Raw genomic sequence first — 16,560 nt, 5'->3', positions numbered from 1 at the left:
CGCAGATCGCCCATAGGAAGCTCGTATGCCCAGTCCACTTGGTTATTCCTCGATTTCGTATGCAAAGCTGACTAGCAATGTGCAGGTCAACAGTTTGCTATACGGCACTTATTGGGCTGGCAGCGCGACCACGGGTACGTCGTTGACGTACAGCTTCTTGGGTACGAATTCCTATTTCGCCAGGAACTACAGTGATTTCGACGAATATCGAGCCAGCTACTCCCTCACCTCGGCACAGCAAAACAGCATCACCAGCGCGCTAGGTGCGTGGAGCTCGGTCTCCAACCTCAAGTTCAAACAGGTCTCCGATACACTCGCCAACACTGGAGACTTGCGATTCGGCGGCTACATGGATATGCCCGATAGCTTCGCTGCCTGGGGCTATTACCCGGCCAATAGCCCTAGCGGGGGTGATGTGTGGATCGGTCCAGTCACCAATGACCCGAGTCCTGTCAAAGGCACCTACGACTACATGACGTTCATGCATGAGATCGGCCACGGGCTAGGCCTCAAGCATCCGTTTTCGCCAAGCGATTCAAACGCCACAGTCCTGTCCGCTCAGTTCGATGACGTTCGTTATACGATCATGAGCTACAACAACAATTACTCGTATCAGCCCACGACACCGATGTTGCTGGATATCGCCGCGATCCAGAGTCTTTACGGCGCGAACAACCAGTGGCAAATCGGTAATAACACCTATAGCTGGACTGCCAACCAGTCTGTGTTCGAGACGATCTGGGACGCGGGCGGCATCGATACCATTGATGCGAGCAGCCAGGCGCAAGCTGTGCGTATCAACTTGAACGAAGGGCAGTTCAGCAAGATCGGCCAGGCATTCGTGAACCTCAGTACCGACACTGATTTCAATGAAGGCCTGGCGATCGCCTATGGCACCAAAATCGAAAACGCAGTCGGCTCGGCCAATGACGACACGCTGATTGGCAACGCGCTGGCCAACGTGCTGAACGGTCGCGCTGGCAAGGACGTGATGATTGGCGGGGCAGGTAACGATACCTACGTCGTCGACAATATCGACGATGTTATTCAGGAAAGCAGTGCGCTCAATAGCGGAGTCGATACAGTCCTGGCCTCCAGCAATTATGTCTTGAGCGCCAACATCGAGACCCTGACGCTCAGTGGTGTCGGCAATATCAACGGCACCGGCAACGCCCTGAACAACCGCATCACCGGCAACACCGCGGCGAATGTGCTGGACGGCGGCATCGGTATCGACACGCTCGTTGGTGGTACCGGCAACGACACCTACGTGGTCGACAACCTCAAGGACGTGATCAGCGAAACCAGCACCCTGGCCAGCGAAATCGATACCGTACGTTCCTCTTTGAATTGGACGCTGGGCGCCAACCTGGAGAACCTCACCCTGACCGGGCTCGCCAACCTCAACGGCCTTGGCAACGCTTCGAACAACGTGCTGACCGGCAATGCCGGCAACAACGTTTTGGATGGCCTGACCGGACGCGATACGTTGATCGGCGGTGCGGGCAACGACACCTATATGCTCGATAATGTTGGCGACAGCATTGTCGAACTCGCCGATGAAGGCCGCGACGTGGTCCGCACTTCGGTCAGTCATGTCTTGTCGGCCAACGTCGAGGACGGCCAGCTGCTCGGCGTTGCCGCGCTCAATTTAACCGGCAACGCCTCGAACAACAGCTTGATCGGCAACGCCGCGGCCAACGTGCTCAATGGCCTGGATGGCGCGGACTTCCTGGACGGTGGCGCCGGCATCGACACCTTGATCGGTGGCACCGGCAACGACACTTACGTGGTCGACAACCTCAAGGACGTCGTCAGCGAAACCAGCACTGTGGACGGCGAGATCGACACCGTGCGCTCCTCGGTGAGCTGGAGCCTTGGCGCCAATCTGGAAAACCTGACGCTGACGGGCGTCGCTCACATCAACGGCAGCGGCAATGCGCTCGCCAACGTGCTGGTCGGCAATGCCGGCAATAACGTGTTGAATGGTGGCGCAGGCGTCGACCAACTGGACGGCGGTGCCGGCAACGATACCTACTACGTGGATAATCTCGGCGATACGGTCACCGAGCGAGGCGCTTCGCTGGTTGAAATCGACAGCGTTATTTCGTCCGTCAACTACGCCCTGGGCGCCAATCTCGAAAACCTGACGTTAAGCGGTTCCGGCAATATCAACGGCATCGGCAACGCCCTGAACAACCGCATCACCGGCAACACCGGGGCGAATATGCTGGACGGCGGCATCGGTATCGACACGTTGGTTGGCGGCACCGGCAACGACATTTATGTGGTCGATAATCTCCGGGACGTCATCAGCGAAACCAGTGTCCTGGCCAGCGAAATCGACACGGTTCGTTCCTCCCTGAGCTGGACCCTTGGCGCCAATCTGGAAAACCTCACCCTGACTGGCATTGCCCCTATCAACGGCAGCGGCAACGCCTTGAACAACGTGCTGACCGGCAATGCCGGCAACAACCTACTCAATGGCCTGGCCGGACGCGATACGTTGATCGGCGGTGCGGGCAACGACACCTATATGCTCGATAATGTTGGCGACAGCATTGTCGAACTCGCCGATGAAGGCCGCGACGTGGTCCGCACTTCGGTCAGCCATGTCTTGTCGGCCAACGTCGAGGACGGCCAGCTGCTCGGCGTTGCCGCGCTCAATTTAACCGGCAACGCCTCGAACAACAGCTTGGTCGGCAACGCCGCGGCCAACGTGCTCAATGGCCTGGATGGCGCGGACTTCCTGGACGGCGGCGCCGGCATCGACACCTTAATCGGTGGCACCGGCAACGACACTTACGTGGTCGACAACCTCAAGGACATCGTCAGCGAAACCAGTACGCTGGACGGCGAGATCGACACCGTGCGCTCCTCGGTGAGCTGGAGCTTGGGCGCGAACCTGGAAAACCTCACGCTGACGGGCGTCGCCCACATCAACGGCAGCGGCAATGCGCTGGATAACGTCATGACCGGCAATGCCGGCAATAACGTGTTGAATGGTGGCGCAGGCGTCGACCAACTGGACGGTGGTGCGGGCAACGACACGTATTACATCGATAATCTTGGCGACACAGTGATTGAGCGGGGTGCGTCGCTGATTGAAATTGACAGTGTCTTTTCAAGCATCAGCTACAACCTGGGCACCAACTTCGAGAACCTGACGCTGCTCGGCGCCGCCAGCCTCAACGGCACCGGTAACGCCCTGAACAACCGCATCACCGGCAACACCGGGGCGAACCTGCTGGACGGCGGAGTCGGTATCGACACGTTGGTTGGCGGCACCGGCAACGACATTTATGTGGTCGATAACCTCCGGGACGTCATCAGCGAAACCAGTGTCCTGGCCAGCGAAATCGACACGGTTCGTTCCTCCCTGAGCTGGACGCTGGGCGCCAATCTGGAAAACCTCACGCTGACTGGCATTGCCCCTATCAACGGCAGCGGCAACGCCTTGAACAACGTGCTGACCGGCAATGCCGGCAACAACCTACTCAATGGCCTGGCCGGACGCGACACGTTGATCGGCGGTGCGGGCAACGACACCTATATGCTCGATAACGTTGGCGACAGTGTTGTCGAACTCGCCGATGAAGGCCGCGACGTGGTCCGCACTTCGGTCAGCCATGTCTTGTCGGCCAACGTCGAGGACGGCCAGCTGCTCGGCGTTGCCGCGCTCAATTTAACCGGCAACGCCTCGAACAACAGCTTGGTCGGCAACGCCGCGGCCAACGTGCTCAATGGCCTGGATGGCGCGGACTTCCTGGACGGCGGCGCCGGCATCGACACCTTAATCGGTGGCACCGGCAACGACACTTACGTGGTCGACAACCTCAAGGACATCGTCAGCGAAACCAGTACGTTGGACGGCGAGATCGATACCGTGCGTTCCTCGGTGAGCTGGAGCTTGGGCGCCAATCTGGAAAACCTGACGCTGACGGGCGTCGCTCACATCAACGGCAGCGGCAATGCGCTGGATAACGTCATGACCGGCAATGCTGGCAACAACGTGTTCAACGGCGGCGCAGGCAATGATCGCCTCGATGGCGGAGCCGGCAATGACACGCTGATGGGCGGTGTTGGCACCGACACCTTGATCGGTGGCGCCGGAGCCGACCGTTTCGTCTTCAGCACGTTGAGTGAGCTGGGCAAGGACGGTACCGGTGACGTCATTCTCGATTTCAGCCGCCTGCAGGGCGACAAGATCGATCTGTCGAAATTGGATGCCAATGCCCTGACACCGTTATTCAGTAAGTTCAGCTTTATCGACGCGAACGATTTCACCGGAGCAGGGCAACTGCGCTTCATTGACCATGTGCTGTATGGCAACGTCAACGGCGACCTGAACGCTGATTTCGAGATTCAGTTGCTCGGTGTCAACACGTTCAGTGCCAACGATCTGGTTGCTTGATCAATCGCTCAGCCTGCCTTCGATGAGGGGCGGCTGAGCGATTTGAAGGCTTTGCCTTGGGCGGATATCAGGTCACCGCAGCGGCAGCGGCGTCACGCTTGGCGTGTGCCGCAAAGCCATGTTGCGACGACCACGCCACCGCCAGTGCCAAAAGCAGCAGGACCGTCAGCGCAGGCGCAAACGCAACGACCCCCAGATGATTCAACATGGCGCCTCCGATGATTCCACCGCCGGCAATCGCAACGTTCCATGCGGTGACCAGCATGGACTGGGCGAGATCAGCTGCTTGTGCCGCCGTCTTGACAATGGCTGTCTGGAACAGCGTGCCGGCCCCACCGAAAGCGATTCCCCACGCTGCCATCGCGACATAGATCGCGACCGGCATGTCGCGCATCATCCCTAGCATCAACGCGGCGATGGCAAACAGGACTGTGCTGGCGAGCGTCAGGGCCCGAAGGTGTCGATCAATCAATACGCCGACGATCCAGATGCCGAGTAGCGAGGCGACGCCAAACACCAGTAATACAAGATCCGTTCGTTCGGCCAACCCGGACGCTGCCAGGAAGGGAGCGATGTAGGTGTACAAGATGTTGTGCGCCAATACGAAGGTCAGCACCACGAACAACACGCTGCGGACACCGGGCATAGCAAACACCCGACCTAATTCAAGCCGCGTCGCCCGGGGTTGCCCAGTAAAGTCAGGCACCTTGAGACGTACCCAGACCATCAAGGCAATCGCAAACACGCTCATGATGGCGAAGCTCATCCGCCAGCCAATCAGGTTGCCAAGCAGAGTGCCTGCCGGCACGCCCAGGGACAGTGCCAGCGGCGCTCCAACCATCGCAATCGCGATTGCCCGACCTTTTTGGCGTTCTGGCACCAGGCGGGCGGCATAACCGGCCAGCAATGCCCAGAGCAGCCCGGCTGAAACACCACCGAGCAACCGAGCGATGATCGTCAAACCGTAGCTGGTGGACAGTGTCGTGACGGTATTGGCGATGGCGAAGCCGGCGATGGCCAATAACAACAAGGGCCTTCTGCGCATGCCTTGGGTGGCTGCCGTCAACGGGATGGCTGCGAGCAACGAACCGAGCGCATAGACAGTAACGAGTTGGCCTGCGAGAGCTTGCGAGACCGCCAGCCCTTCGCTGATCTGCGGCAACAGGCCAGCGGGAAGTGCTTCGGTGAGGATAGTGACGAACGCTGCCAGTGCCAAGGCAAACAGCGATCCGAGGGGGAGTGGTGCGGCATCTTCGCCGTCGTTTCGATCTGCGCCGATCCGGGTATTGGCAATCGTCATGTTTCACCTTCCTGTAAGCCGCTGGTGGACTGGATGATTCCGTCCCTCAAGGATGACTATCTGGCGGCTACGGTAAGTGCGCTTCAGAGTGAAGACAATAATGCTAAGGTTCGGAACACAACGGACAAATTGTCTCTAATGGATCTGCCATGGAATCGTTAAGCGGGATAGATTTTTTTGTTCGGGCCGCCGAGGCTCGAAGCTTTTCAGAGGCGGGCCGGGTACTCGGGGTCTCCTCGTCGGCGGTGGGCAAAAGCGTGGCTCGCCTTGAAGAAAGATTGGGCGTGCGTCTGTTCCATCGCAGCACGCGAAGTATCACGCTGACGGCGGAGGGCGCGCTTTTCCTGGAACGCTGCCGGCGCATCCTGTGCGAAATCGAAGCGGCGGAGTTCGAGTTGTCCGAAACCCGAAAAGCGCCGCGCGGGCGATTGCGGGTGAGCCTGCCTTTGGTGGCGGGGCTGGTCATGCCGACGCTGATTGCGTTTATGCGCCGCTATCCGAGTATTGAGCTGGACCTGGATTTTTCTGATCGATTGGTGGACATCGTCGAGGAAGGTTTTGACGCGGTTATTCGTACCGGCGAACCGAACGATTCCCGGCTGATGTCCAGGCCGTTGGGCACATTTAAACTGTTGGTGGTCGGTTCACCCCGGTACTTCGTCGAACATGGCCGGCCGCAGGTCCCGGCGGATTTGTTGCAGCATGCCTGCCTGCTGTACAGATTTCCGAGCTCCGGCAGATTGCAGGTTTGGCCGGTCGCCGGGGAAGGGGAGGCGGATCTCGCTCTGCCGGCGGCTCTGATCTGCAACACCACCGAAGCGTTGCTACACGTTGTACGCGATGCACTGGGGATTGCCTGTGTGCCGGACTTCACCGTACGCGATGCGCTCGCCGCTGGGGAATTGGTCACCGTTCTGGATGACTTCAATCAGCACCAGAACACGTTCCGCATGCTTTGGCCTTCCAGCAAACATCTGGCGCCCAAGTTGCGGGTGTTCATTGATTTCATGTGCACTGAGTTATTCAAGCGATAAGCGCAGCACAGCGGATCAAAACAACCGGAACAGCTAGTAAGAGCGGCCTGACAACGGGGTGGCGCCCGGTAGAGCGGGTATTCGAGTCATCAGTTAGATGTTGATCGAAATCAAAATATTGACGGCGAAGATTATGACCATCATCATAGCTTCGCCCGACACGCTTCGATGCCGGGCCGACCCAGCCCGAGGAGTTCCTATGACAATCCCTAAACCCGTAGCGTTGGTGACAGGCGCTTCGTCTGGCATCGGAGAAGCCATTGCCAACAAACTCGTGGCCGCTGGCTACCGTGTGTACGGCACCAGTCGACGAGGAGCTCGGGCGGAACGTCAGGCGTTTGCGATGCTGGCCCTGGACGTGACTGACGATGCCAGCGTCGAAGCCGCCGTCGCAGAGCTGTTGCGGTTGGAAGGGCGCATCGATTTGTTGATCAACAACGCGGGCTTCGGACTCGCCCCGGCCGCAGCCGAAGAGAGCTCGATCGAGCAAGCCAAGGCGCTCCTCGATACCAATTTCCTCGGTGTCGTGCGAATGACCCGCGCCGTCGTGCCTCACATGCGACGCCTAGGTGTCGGTCGAATCATCAACATCGGTTCGATACTCGGTGTTGTCCCCGTGCCTTATGTCGCGCTCTATGTGGCCAGTAAACATGCGGTGGATGGCTATTCCCAGGCGCTGGATCACGAACTGCGTACCCATGGCATCCGGGTTGTGGTCATCGAGCCCGGCTATACGAAAACCGCATTCGAGAGCAACAGCTTCCAGGCCGACGCCAAGCTGGACCTGTATGAGGATATTCGGGTAAAGGTAACCAAAGTCGTCAATCAGGCAATGGCGTCTGCCGAGGGGCCCGATGTGGTCGCCGACGTGGTGCTCAAGGCTGCTCGTGCCGATCGGCCGAAATTGCGCTATACCGCTGGCAAGGCCGCCGCCCAGTTGCAATTCATGCGCCGCTTCGCTCCGGCAGGCCTGCTGGACTCGGGCATTCGCAAAGCCATGCAATTGGCCTGAATCGCCTACGCTGTCCAGCGCTCTGGAGCACAAGCGCTGGCCCGAATTCGCTCAAACGGACAGGAAAACAACAATGACCTTCAAAGCGCTGCTTTCCAATAAAACTGGCGATGTCATCTCCACCAACCTTGTCGACTTCAACGACGAGGACTTGATGCCCGGAGACGTCACTGTCGCGATCGAATATTCCACCGTGAACTACAAGGACGCCATGGCCCTCAGTGGCCGCACGCCGGTGATCCGCCAGTTTCCATTGATCCCAGGCATCGACTTCGCCGGCATCGTCGAAAGCTCCAGCCACGCCGGTTTCCAGGCTGGCGACCGGGTGCTGGTCAACGGTTGGGGGCTGAGCCAGACCCATCACGGCGGTTTTGCCCAGAAGGCACGGGTGAGCGGCGATTGGCTGGTAAAAGTCCCCGAGGTATTTTCGACCCGGGAAGCGATGGCGATCGGCACGGCAGGTTATACGGCGATGCTCAGCGTCTTGGCGCTGGAGCATGGCGGACTGACCCCGGAGCGCGGCGATATCCTGGTCACGGGCGCCAGCGGCGGCGCCGGCTCGGTGGCGATCGCGCTGCTCTCGGGCCTTGGCTATCGGGTGGTGGCCTCGACCGGGCGTCAAGAGGAAGCCGGCTACCTGAGCGATCTGGGTGCGACACAAGTCATCGATCGCCACACCTTGTCAGAGCCGGGCGCACCCATTGCCAAGGAGCGCTGGGCGGGCGTCATCGACTCGGTCGGCAGCCATACCTTGGCCAACGCCTTGGCGCAGACTCAATACCGTGGCGTTGTCGCTGCTTTCGGCCTGGCCCAGGGGGCGGACCTGCCCGGATCGGTGTTGCCCTTCATCTTGCGTAACGTGACCCTGGCCGGTATCGATTCTGTCAATGCGCCGCAAGACGTCCGGTTGCAGGCATGGTCACGACTGGCGCGGGACCTCGACTTGAGCAAGCTCGCCCGAACCACTCAGGTGGTGGGTTTGGCACAGGTTCCAGCGGTCGCCAGTCAGGTGCTGGAAGGCAAGGTCCGGGGGCGCACGGTCGTCGATGTGAACGCGTGACCTACGCTTCTCGCGGCCATTTGGAACTGAGGAGTCATCCATGACGCTTTCACGGCGCGAGCGATACGCGCCGGCAATTCTTGCGCACCAACTGCGTGGACGTCGCTGAAGCTGCCCGCAGTTAGAGACTCTCAGGGTCGCCAAAAAACATCTGAATCCGCGATCTCAACCAGCGTTCGCCCGGGTCGTTGTCCTGGGATCCGCGCCAGGCCATGTGCAGCTCGAAGCTGCGCACCGGGATCGGTGGGTCTTCGGCGCGTACGCCGCCAGCGGCGGTCAATGCGTCGGCGGTGTAGTCGGGCACCGTAGCGACGATGTCGGTGCCCGCCAGCAACGTGCTCAAGCCGTTGAACTGCGGCACGGCCAGCACCACATGGCGCTTGCGGTCGAGTTTTTCCAACTCTTCGTCGATGAAGCCGCTCAAGTCGCCGGCAAAGGAAACCAATGCATGGGGGCGGGCGCAAAATTCGTCCAGGGTCAATCGTCCCGGCGCGGTGTCGGCGCGCAACACTTTGGGTAAGCTGCGGCGCAATACCTTGCGCTTGGCGTTCGCCGGGAGGTCGTCGGTGTAGCTGACACCAATGGAAATTTCACCTGAGGCGAGCAGACCTGGCATCAAGATGTAGTTGACTCGCCGCACCACCAGCACAATGCCTGGCGCTTCCGCTCGCAGGCGCTTGAGCAGCATGGGCAGCAGGGCGAACTCGGCGTCATCTGACAGACCGATACGAAACACCGACGTGCTGGTGGCCGGATCGAACTCCGCCGCCCGGCTGACGGCCGTGGAAATCGAATCCAGGGCCGGGGACAGCAGGGCGAAGATCTCGATCGCCCGGGCCGTGGGCTCCATGCTGCGCCCGGTGCGCACGAACAACGGGTCATCGAACAGGCTGCGCAGGCGCGACAGCGCGGCACTGATGGCCGGCTGGCCGAGAAACAGCTTCTCGGCGGCGCGGGTCACACTGCGTTCATGCATCAATGTTTCGAACACGATCAACAGGTTCAGGTCGACACGACGCAGGTCATTACGATTCATCTGGGGTCCTGGCAGATTCGGCAAGCTTGACGTGGGCGGCCATATGAGAACAATGACCGGCGTGAATCTTACGGGGAAAGGCTGGTACTCTGCATCGGCTAATTGCATTTTTTAGGGATAAGTCTTACCGGACTGGTTCGGTTTTCCTACGCGGAATCAATGACAGGCATGTCGACTATTAATAGCCACTGATGGTCTTGGGTACAAAGCCCGGATAGAGTTCATGGCATTAGAGGTAACTTTGACGAGGTTTGCGATGTCCCGCACGATCCGTTTTCACAAGTTTGGTGGTGCCGAGGTGCTCAAATGCGAAGAGCATGCGGCGGCTCTTCCTGCGCCAGGAGAAGTGCAGGTCCGCGTCGAAGCGATCGGCATCAGTTGGTATGACACCCTGTGGCGCCAGAACCTGGCGTCGTCCCAGGCCCGCCTGCCTTCCGGGCTGGGTCATGAGATGGCTGGGGTGGTGACGGCGGTTGGCGGGGGTGTCGATGACCTGGCCGTGGGCGACAAGGTCGCCAGCTTCCCCGCCGAGAGCCCGAACGATTACCCGGTGTACGGTGAAATCATCGTGCTGCCCCGTACGGCGTTGACTCGTTACCCCGACGTGCTCAGCCCGATCGAAGCCGCAGTGCACTACACGCCGCTGCTGATCGCCTACTTTGCCTATATGGATCTGGCGCGGGTGAAACCCGGGCAATTTGCCTTGGTGACCGACGCCAGCCATTGCGCCGGCCCATCCTTTGTGCAATTGGGCAAGGCCTTGGGCGTACGGGTGATTGCGGCGACCAAGACTTCCGACGAACGCGACTATCTTCTGTCGCTTGGCGCTGAAAAGGTCATCGTCACCGAAGAACAGGACTTGCTGATGCAAATCAACAAGCTCACTGATGGTCGTGGCGTCGATGTCGTGTTCGATGGTCTCGGCGGGCCGCAGATGTCGCTTCTCGGCGACGTGCTGGCACCCCGTGGCAGCCTGGTGCTATATGGCTTGCAGGGCGGTAACCAGACACCCTTTCCAGCCTGCGCGGCGTTCCAGAAGAACATTCAGTTCTTTGTGCACTGCATCGGCAATTTCACCGGTAAGCCGGAGCTGGGCATTGTCCAGGACCAGGTGGCGTTGCAGCGGGCGTTGCGCGATATCAATCAGCTGACTGCTGATCGCGTGCTGCTGCCGCTCAAGACTCGGGTGTTTCCGTTCTCCGAGTTTGTCGAAGCTCACCGTTACATGGGCGAATGCCCTTGCCGTGAACGTGTTGCCCTTCAGGTAGTCGATCCCGCCTGATTATCCCCCCTTGCGCAAGAGTCACGGGCTTCGACTCTTGCGCTGCCCTGGTCGTACCGACCATTTTCTTCCTCGTTCGTAATCCATCGTGTCCGCCGGAAAGTGCGCACCTGCGCCTGGCACGCGTGACGCAAGGCCGTTTCACTACGGCGCGTTGAAGGCTCACCCCGCGAGAACGGCAACTGAACTGGTTTTTGCCGTTAATCTGTATCTTCTAATCATTATTTAAGTCCTGATAATTGAGCGCTTGTTTCCAACTCAAGGAAGAAGTCGTGGCGCGATACAGACTTTGTACTGATTTCGAATCTTCTGCGCATGTTCCAAGTGACTTCCGCGTTATTTCCTTCATGGCTGTGCGTCGACAAAGGGGAAGAGTGGCTGGGGCAGCAGGCAGGTCGCCGCTCGGCATCTTCCTTATTTGTTGTATCCCCTGTCTGTGGGAAGTTGTAAGAAATCTCCTAGGACACTTTAAACGTTTGGCGATGCCCCATGTTTCCGGGGGGATTGCCAGCGCCAGTGGCGGAGAAGGGGTGGCACTGCTCGTATGTGTCAAATAATTACGCAGGACAGTATTCAAGCCTGTCGCCAATACTTCGGGCAATAGCAAAACAATCCTCCAGACCAACACGTCGTGTAAATCAAGCGGGCGCGACGCCGATAATCGAATTTCCAGGTAAATGGTTATGAGTGCAATTCATGAGCAGGCGATGACTTACGTATATCAGCAAGTATTGCAGCGCTTGCTGGATTTTTATTCTCGTGCGGAACGGACTGCATTGCAGCTTTTGATTCAGCGCTTGATCGTCGCAGCCGGAGGCATCGACCGCATAGGCGAATACCGCGTGTTGACCGTCCAGAACGGAAGCCGGGAAGGATTCTATGTTCTCACGGCCTTGCGCGCCGCGCAGTTGAGCATTGCTGGCCGGCATCCGACGACGTTCGATCTGCGCGTCGCCACGCCTCGCCTGGGCGAGACCACGCAGGCCAGCCTGGAAAATATCCATCGCTGCTATAGCGCTCTGTTTGTCTACGATGATCCGCGTGTGGAGCTGCTGATGGCGGACAATCGTGAAGTGGTGCCGTTCAACCACAACAAAGCGTTGTCGACGGCGGGGCACGAGGCCAATCGCTTGGATATGCTGGTCTTCGGGCACCTGCGGTCGAATGACAGCCTCTTGGGCATGGGCGACGACGGCTACCTGGCGATGGCGGAGTTCTACAGGCACATGGCGCGCTGGGAGTCGGGCGTGGACTCATGGGTCACCTGTGACACGCCACGCCAGCAAAAGCAATTCATGACGGGCCTCCAACGCTCGATGCACAAGATCGGCCGGGCCATTGACCCAGGTTGTGGCTATGACGGCCTTTTCTCCCATCTCGAGACCTTGGGCGGCGAGGTCTTCCGGGGTTTCTACGGGCAGGAATGCCTGGGGCCGTGGCAGCCCGAGGGGCAGTTCGAGGCCCGTCGGCGGATAGGGCATATCAGCATCGAAGACCTGATTGTCGACCGGTCGGAAGAAAACAACTGGCCATTGTTCAGCGAGTTCCTGGGGGTGCGCTCCCACGGACTGATCGTGCCAACGCTTGAACATGAGTACCTCAGTCCGTATCTATCCGCCCACTTGTACGGCTTGCAGGCTTGTTACCTGCAAGGGCGCAGTTATGAAACGGGCTACAGCGACTATGTGCAGCGAACCATCATGATCATGCATCGCAAGCAACTGCCCATGCACGTCTGCCAGCAGGTCCAGGAATTGTTCGGCACGCCGGCGGCCATTCCTGAGCGCCGCGCCCAGGCGGCTGTCGAAGCGCAAAACTCGCTGGGCCTCAACGAAACGCAACTGGTTTGCATGCTGTTCGCACCCTTCGTGGAAAACGGCGCCGGCCTGGAGCATTTCCTGCGCTGTTGCCATCCCGGCATGCTGGTGGCGATGCCAGATTTGCACAAGGCCATGCGGGGCGGAGCCGTGGCCGATCAGGTTGCGCAATGGATGGTTGATGTCAGCGGCCTGCCCATTCCCATGCTGGGCAAGTTGTACCGGACGCGTATTAGCCCGGCGGAAGCGGAAAGCGTCTTGACGAGCGACCTGCAATCGGCTGTCGGAAGCGTTGCTACGGAGGACGACGAGCAGGAGGGCGACGGCCTGTGTGGACGATCGGCTTGGCGTTGAGGAGCACTGCTTGAACGATTTCTGCTCCATCATCCGGCCATGTCCGGTCATGGCACATTTTGTTGGCCTTTCTTCATGAAGGGTGGCCGTGAAACCGATTTTGCTTACCAGGCGGTCTATCGATACCTGACGAGCCTGATCAATGAGTTGGGCACCGACGCCCGGGTGCGCCTGCCGTCGTTGCGGCAATTATCCGAGCGCTTGAACGTATCCATTTCGACCATCCAGTACGCTTATTCCTTGCTGGAGAAAGAAGGGCGTGTGTATTCGATCGCCAAGTCCGGTTATTACGCGTTGCCGGTGCCCTGCGTTGCTACACTCGGCGGTAGCGACGATTTGCTTGAGACCTTGTATGTCAATGCACGCCGGCCAGGCATGCTGGCGCTGAGCGACGACGAACCGGCGTCCTTGCAGCCGCTGGACAGTCCGCTCCTGTTGCTTGAGCGCGAGTTGCTACGCCAGTATCCACGCGCTTCGCAGCTGCCTTCGCAGCCTTGGGGCGAGCAGGAGCTGCGCATGGCGCTGGCGGCGCGCTACACCTCGTCGCCGGCTAGATGCTGGAATGCCGACGACGTGTATATCGGGGCCGACCTGAGAGGGGTCCTGGAAATCCTGATTGCCGTGCTGGCCCTCAAGGGCGCAACGGTGTTGATCGAATCGCCCTGCGACTGGACGATCCTGCGCTTGTTGCAAGCGGCCGACGTCCAGGTCATCGAACTGTCGTTGCAGGAAGGGGGCGAAATCGATGTTGATCAACTGGCCCGTTTACTGGCGAGCGAAACGGTAAGGTTGGTGGTGCTGTCCTCGGTCCTGAGCATGCCCATGGGTACGCAGGCAAGTGAAGGCAATCGCCACGCGGTGGCGCGGCTGTTGGATTCGTACGGCACATGGGTGCTGGAAAACGACAGCTATACCGACCTGATATTCGAGCCAGGAGGAACGCCTTACCGAGACTTGCTTGACCCGGATCGGCTGATTGTCTACTCCACTTTCGAAAAAACCATCGGTGCCGAAGCGCCCTACGGTTATCTGCTGTCGCGGCAATTGACGCTGTCGCTGCAGCGGCATTTTCTGTTGCGCGCGTTTCGTCTGTCGCCAATTCGCCAGAAGGCGATTGCTCGCCTGTACAGCAATGGTCGGATCGACCAGCACTTGCAGGTGCTGCGGCGCTTGCTGCGTGAAAGTGCCGTTTCGACGACGCAGTGGATAGGCGAGCGGCTAGGGGACTGCCTGCAATGGGTGGAGCCTGAAGGTGGCGCGACGATCTGGGTGCGGTCATCGCGCCAAGCTGATCTGCGGCGCGTTTTCCAGCGCCTTCTTGCCCAGCGAATCGTTATCGCGCCGGGGGAGTTGTTCAGCATACAGGGACTATACGATCAGCATTTGCGTTTGGCTCACGTGGTCAGCGGGACCGAGGATCCAGACGCAGCCTTCTGCGCGTTGGCCGATGCGTTGAGGGCCGAACAATCATGATGACAGGGCGATGGATCGAACCCATCGCTTGATGGTCGAACTGTCAGTAAACTGCGTTCATTTCTCGAGCCACTCCATTCCGAGGTTTTGCATGACAGTCAGTCCATTTGCGGGCAAGCCGGCACCGGCAGAGTTGTTGATCGATATCCCGCGACTGGTGACGGCCTATTACACTGGCCGGCCCGATGCTTCGGTTTCGACCCAACGCGTGGCTTTTGGCACTTCGGGCCACCGGGGAAGCTCCTTCGACCTGGGCTTCAATGAATGGCACGTATTGGCCATCAGCCAGGCGATCTGCCTGTACCGTGAAGCCCAGGGCATCAATGGGCCGTTGTTCGTCGGTATCGACACCCATGCGTTGTCGACCCCGGCGGGCGCCAGCGCGTTGGAAGTGCTGGCCGCCAACGGCGTGACCGTCATGATCGCCGAAGGAGACGAGTACACGCCCACGCCGGCGATTTCCCACGCCATCCTTTGCTACAACCGTGGCCGTACCACCGGCCTGGCTGACGGCATCGTCATCACACCGTCCCACAATCCGCCGCAGAGTGGTGGCTATAAATACAACCCCACCAATGGCGGTCCGGCAGATACCCACATCACCAAATGGATCGAAGCCAAGGCCAATGAGCTGCTGGCCAATCAGCTGGCTGGCGTCAAGCGCATCAGCTATGAACAGGCGCTCAAGGCCGAGACCACCCACCGCCACGATTTCCTCAATACCTACGTGGCTGACCTGGTCAACGTCATCGATTTCGATGCCATCCGTGGTGCCGGGTTGCGCCTGGGCGTCGACCCGCTGGGCGGCGCGGGCGTATGCTACTGGCCAGCCATTGCCGAGCACTACCGGCTGGATCTTGAAGTGGTCAACACCCATGTGGATTCGACCTTCCGCTTCATGACGGTCGACTGGGATGGGCAAATCCGCATGGACCCTTCTTCGAGTCACGCCATGCAAGGCCTGATTGGCCTTAAAGAACGCTTCGACGTGGCTTTTGCCTGCGATCCGGATCACGACCGCCACGGTATCGTGACGCCGAGTGGTGGCCTGCTTGCCCCGAACAACTACCTGGCGGTGTCCATCGATTACCTGTTCCAGAATCGTCCGCAATGGCGGGCCGATGCCGCCATCGGCAAGACCGTGGTCAGCAGCGGCCTGATCGATCGCGTGGCCAAGCGCCTGGGGCGACGCCTCTATGAGGTGCCGGTGGGCTTCAAGTGGTTTGCCGACGGTCTGTTCGATGGCTCCCTGGGTTTTGGTGGCGAGGAAAGTGCTGGTGCTTCGTTCCTGCGCAAGGACGGCGGCGTCTGGAGTACTGACAAGGACGGCCTGATCCCGGCGCTGCTGGCTGCTGAAATGACCGCTCGTACCGGTCGTGACCCAAGCCAGGCCTACCGTGCCCTGACGGATGAGCTGGGCGAACCGTTCTCGGTGCGCGTCGACGCCAAGGCCAGCCCGCAACAGAAAGCACTGCTGAGCAAGCTGTCGCCGGATCAGGTCCAATCCACCGAGCTGGCCGGGGAGGCGATCCAGAGCATCCTCAGCCATGCGCCAGGCAACGACCAGGCCATCGGCGGCTTGAAGGTCATGACCGAAAACGGCTGGTTCGCGGCGCGTCCATCCGGTACCGAAGACATCTACAAGATCTACGCCGAAAGCTTCATCGGCGACGAGCACCTGAAACAATTGGTGGTCGAGGCCCAGGCACTGGTGGACGGGGCTATTTCCGGACGGTAATAAACAGCTAAGCAGCCTCACCCACACGATACGATTTGCA

At 59.6% G+C, this 16,560-nt stretch carries 10 protein-coding genes; 8 read left to right on the top strand and 2 right to left on the bottom strand.

Annotated elements, in window-relative coordinates:
* Nucleotides 1–25: 25 nt before the first annotated feature.
* Entirely contained in the window at nucleotides 26–4,414 is a 4,389-nt protein-coding gene (locus HU742_RS13110) for a M10 family metallopeptidase (protein WP_186642758.1), read from the top strand.
* A gap of 67 nt (nucleotides 4,415–4,481) precedes the next feature.
* Here the strand turns inward: HU742_RS13110 and HU742_RS13105 are convergent, their stop codons facing one another.
* Nucleotides 4,482–5,714 carry an MFS transporter gene (locus HU742_RS13105; protein WP_186642757.1) on the bottom strand — a complete coding sequence of 411 codons (1,233 nt, stop codon included), beginning with the start codon at nucleotides 5,712–5,714 and terminating at the stop codon, nucleotides 4,482–4,484.
* A gap of 149 nt (nucleotides 5,715–5,863) precedes the next feature.
* Between HU742_RS13105 and HU742_RS13100 the strand changes: the two genes are divergently transcribed.
* The 3 genes from HU742_RS13100 to acuI all read left to right on the top strand — a co-directional run bounded on the left by HU742_RS13100 (nucleotide 5,864) and on the right by acuI (nucleotide 8,820).
* The gene (locus tag HU742_RS13100) at nucleotides 5,864–6,748 is read left to right on the top strand and encodes a LysR family transcriptional regulator (RefSeq protein WP_186632627.1); all 885 of its coding nucleotides are present in this window, start codon (nucleotides 5,864–5,866) and stop codon (nucleotides 6,746–6,748) included.
* 199 nt (nucleotides 6,749–6,947) lie between these two features.
* Nucleotides 6,948–7,760, top strand: coding sequence for an oxidoreductase (locus HU742_RS13095; protein WP_186642756.1), 813 nt, complete (start codon nucleotides 6,948–6,950; stop codon nucleotides 7,758–7,760).
* Between the two features lie 73 nt (nucleotides 7,761–7,833).
* Nucleotides 7,834–8,820: an acrylyl-CoA reductase (NADPH) gene (gene acuI, locus HU742_RS13090; protein ID WP_186642755.1), complete on the top strand. Its 987-nt coding sequence runs from the start codon at nucleotides 7,834–7,836 to the stop codon at nucleotides 8,818–8,820.
* A 121-nt stretch (nucleotides 8,821–8,941) separates the two neighbouring features.
* On the opposite strand, the gene HU742_RS13085 is transcribed toward acuI, so the two are convergent.
* A complete protein-coding gene (locus HU742_RS13085; RefSeq protein WP_225923569.1) occupies nucleotides 8,942–9,856 on the bottom strand; it encodes a LysR family transcriptional regulator in 915 nt (304 codons plus the stop codon).
* 256 nt (nucleotides 9,857–10,112) lie between these two features.
* Between HU742_RS13085 and HU742_RS13080 the strand changes: the two genes are divergently transcribed.
* From HU742_RS13080 to pgm, 4 genes are all read left to right on the top strand, one after another.
* The gene (locus HU742_RS13080; RefSeq protein ID WP_186642754.1) at nucleotides 10,113–11,138 is read left to right on the top strand and encodes a zinc-dependent alcohol dehydrogenase family protein; all 1,026 of its coding nucleotides are present in this window, start codon (nucleotides 10,113–10,115) and stop codon (nucleotides 11,136–11,138) included.
* Nucleotides 11,139–11,821: 683 nt separating this feature from the next.
* Entirely contained in the window at nucleotides 11,822–13,309 is a 1,488-nt protein-coding gene (locus tag HU742_RS13075) for a hypothetical protein (RefSeq protein WP_186642753.1), read from the top strand.
* A gap of 75 nt (nucleotides 13,310–13,384) precedes the next feature.
* Nucleotides 13,385–14,782, top strand: coding sequence for an aminotransferase-like domain-containing protein (locus tag HU742_RS13070; RefSeq protein ID WP_186642752.1), 1,398 nt, complete (start codon nucleotides 13,385–13,387; stop codon nucleotides 14,780–14,782).
* Nucleotides 14,783–14,873: 91 nt separating this feature from the next.
* Entirely contained in the window at nucleotides 14,874–16,520 is a 1,647-nt protein-coding gene (gene pgm / locus HU742_RS13065; protein ID WP_186642751.1) for a phosphoglucomutase (alpha-D-glucose-1,6-bisphosphate-dependent), read from the top strand.
* The last annotated feature ends 40 nt before the right edge of the window (nucleotides 16,521–16,560 follow it).

It is taken from the genome of Pseudomonas marvdashtae (assembly GCF_014268655.2).
In the GTDB taxonomy this organism is placed as follows: Bacteria; Pseudomonadota; Gammaproteobacteria; order Pseudomonadales; family Pseudomonadaceae; genus Aquipseudomonas; species Aquipseudomonas marvdashtae.
Note: the sequence above shows the minus strand (reverse complement) of the source record. Positions and strands in the feature narration are given on the sequence as shown.

Bases quoted from the DNA above. Each gene is read 5' to 3' on its own strand.
- HU742_RS13110 (WP_186642758.1), top strand. From the start codon at position 26: ATGCCCAGTCCACTTGGTTATTCCTCGATTTCGTATGCAAAGCTGACT.
- HU742_RS13105 (WP_186642757.1), bottom strand. From the start codon at position 5,714: ATGACGATTGCCAATACCCGGATCGGCGCAGATCGAAACGACGGCGAA.
- HU742_RS13100 (WP_186632627.1), top strand. From the start codon at position 5,864: ATGGAATCGTTAAGCGGGATAGATTTTTTTGTTCGGGCCGCCGAGGCT.
- HU742_RS13095 (WP_186642756.1), top strand. From the start codon at position 6,948: ATGACAATCCCTAAACCCGTAGCGTTGGTGACAGGCGCTTCGTCTGGC.
- acuI (WP_186642755.1), top strand. From the start codon at position 7,834: ATGACCTTCAAAGCGCTGCTTTCCAATAAAACTGGCGATGTCATCTCC.
- HU742_RS13085 (WP_225923569.1), bottom strand. From the start codon at position 9,856: ATGAATCGTAATGACCTGCGTCGTGTCGACCTGAACCTGTTGATCGTG.
- HU742_RS13080 (WP_186642754.1), top strand. From the start codon at position 10,113: ATGTCCCGCACGATCCGTTTTCACAAGTTTGGTGGTGCCGAGGTGCTC.
- HU742_RS13075 (WP_186642753.1), top strand. From the start codon at position 11,822: ATGAGTGCAATTCATGAGCAGGCGATGACTTACGTATATCAGCAAGTA.
- HU742_RS13070 (WP_186642752.1), top strand. From the start codon at position 13,385: ATGAAGGGTGGCCGTGAAACCGATTTTGCTTACCAGGCGGTCTATCGA.
- pgm (WP_186642751.1), top strand. From the start codon at position 14,874: ATGACAGTCAGTCCATTTGCGGGCAAGCCGGCACCGGCAGAGTTGTTG.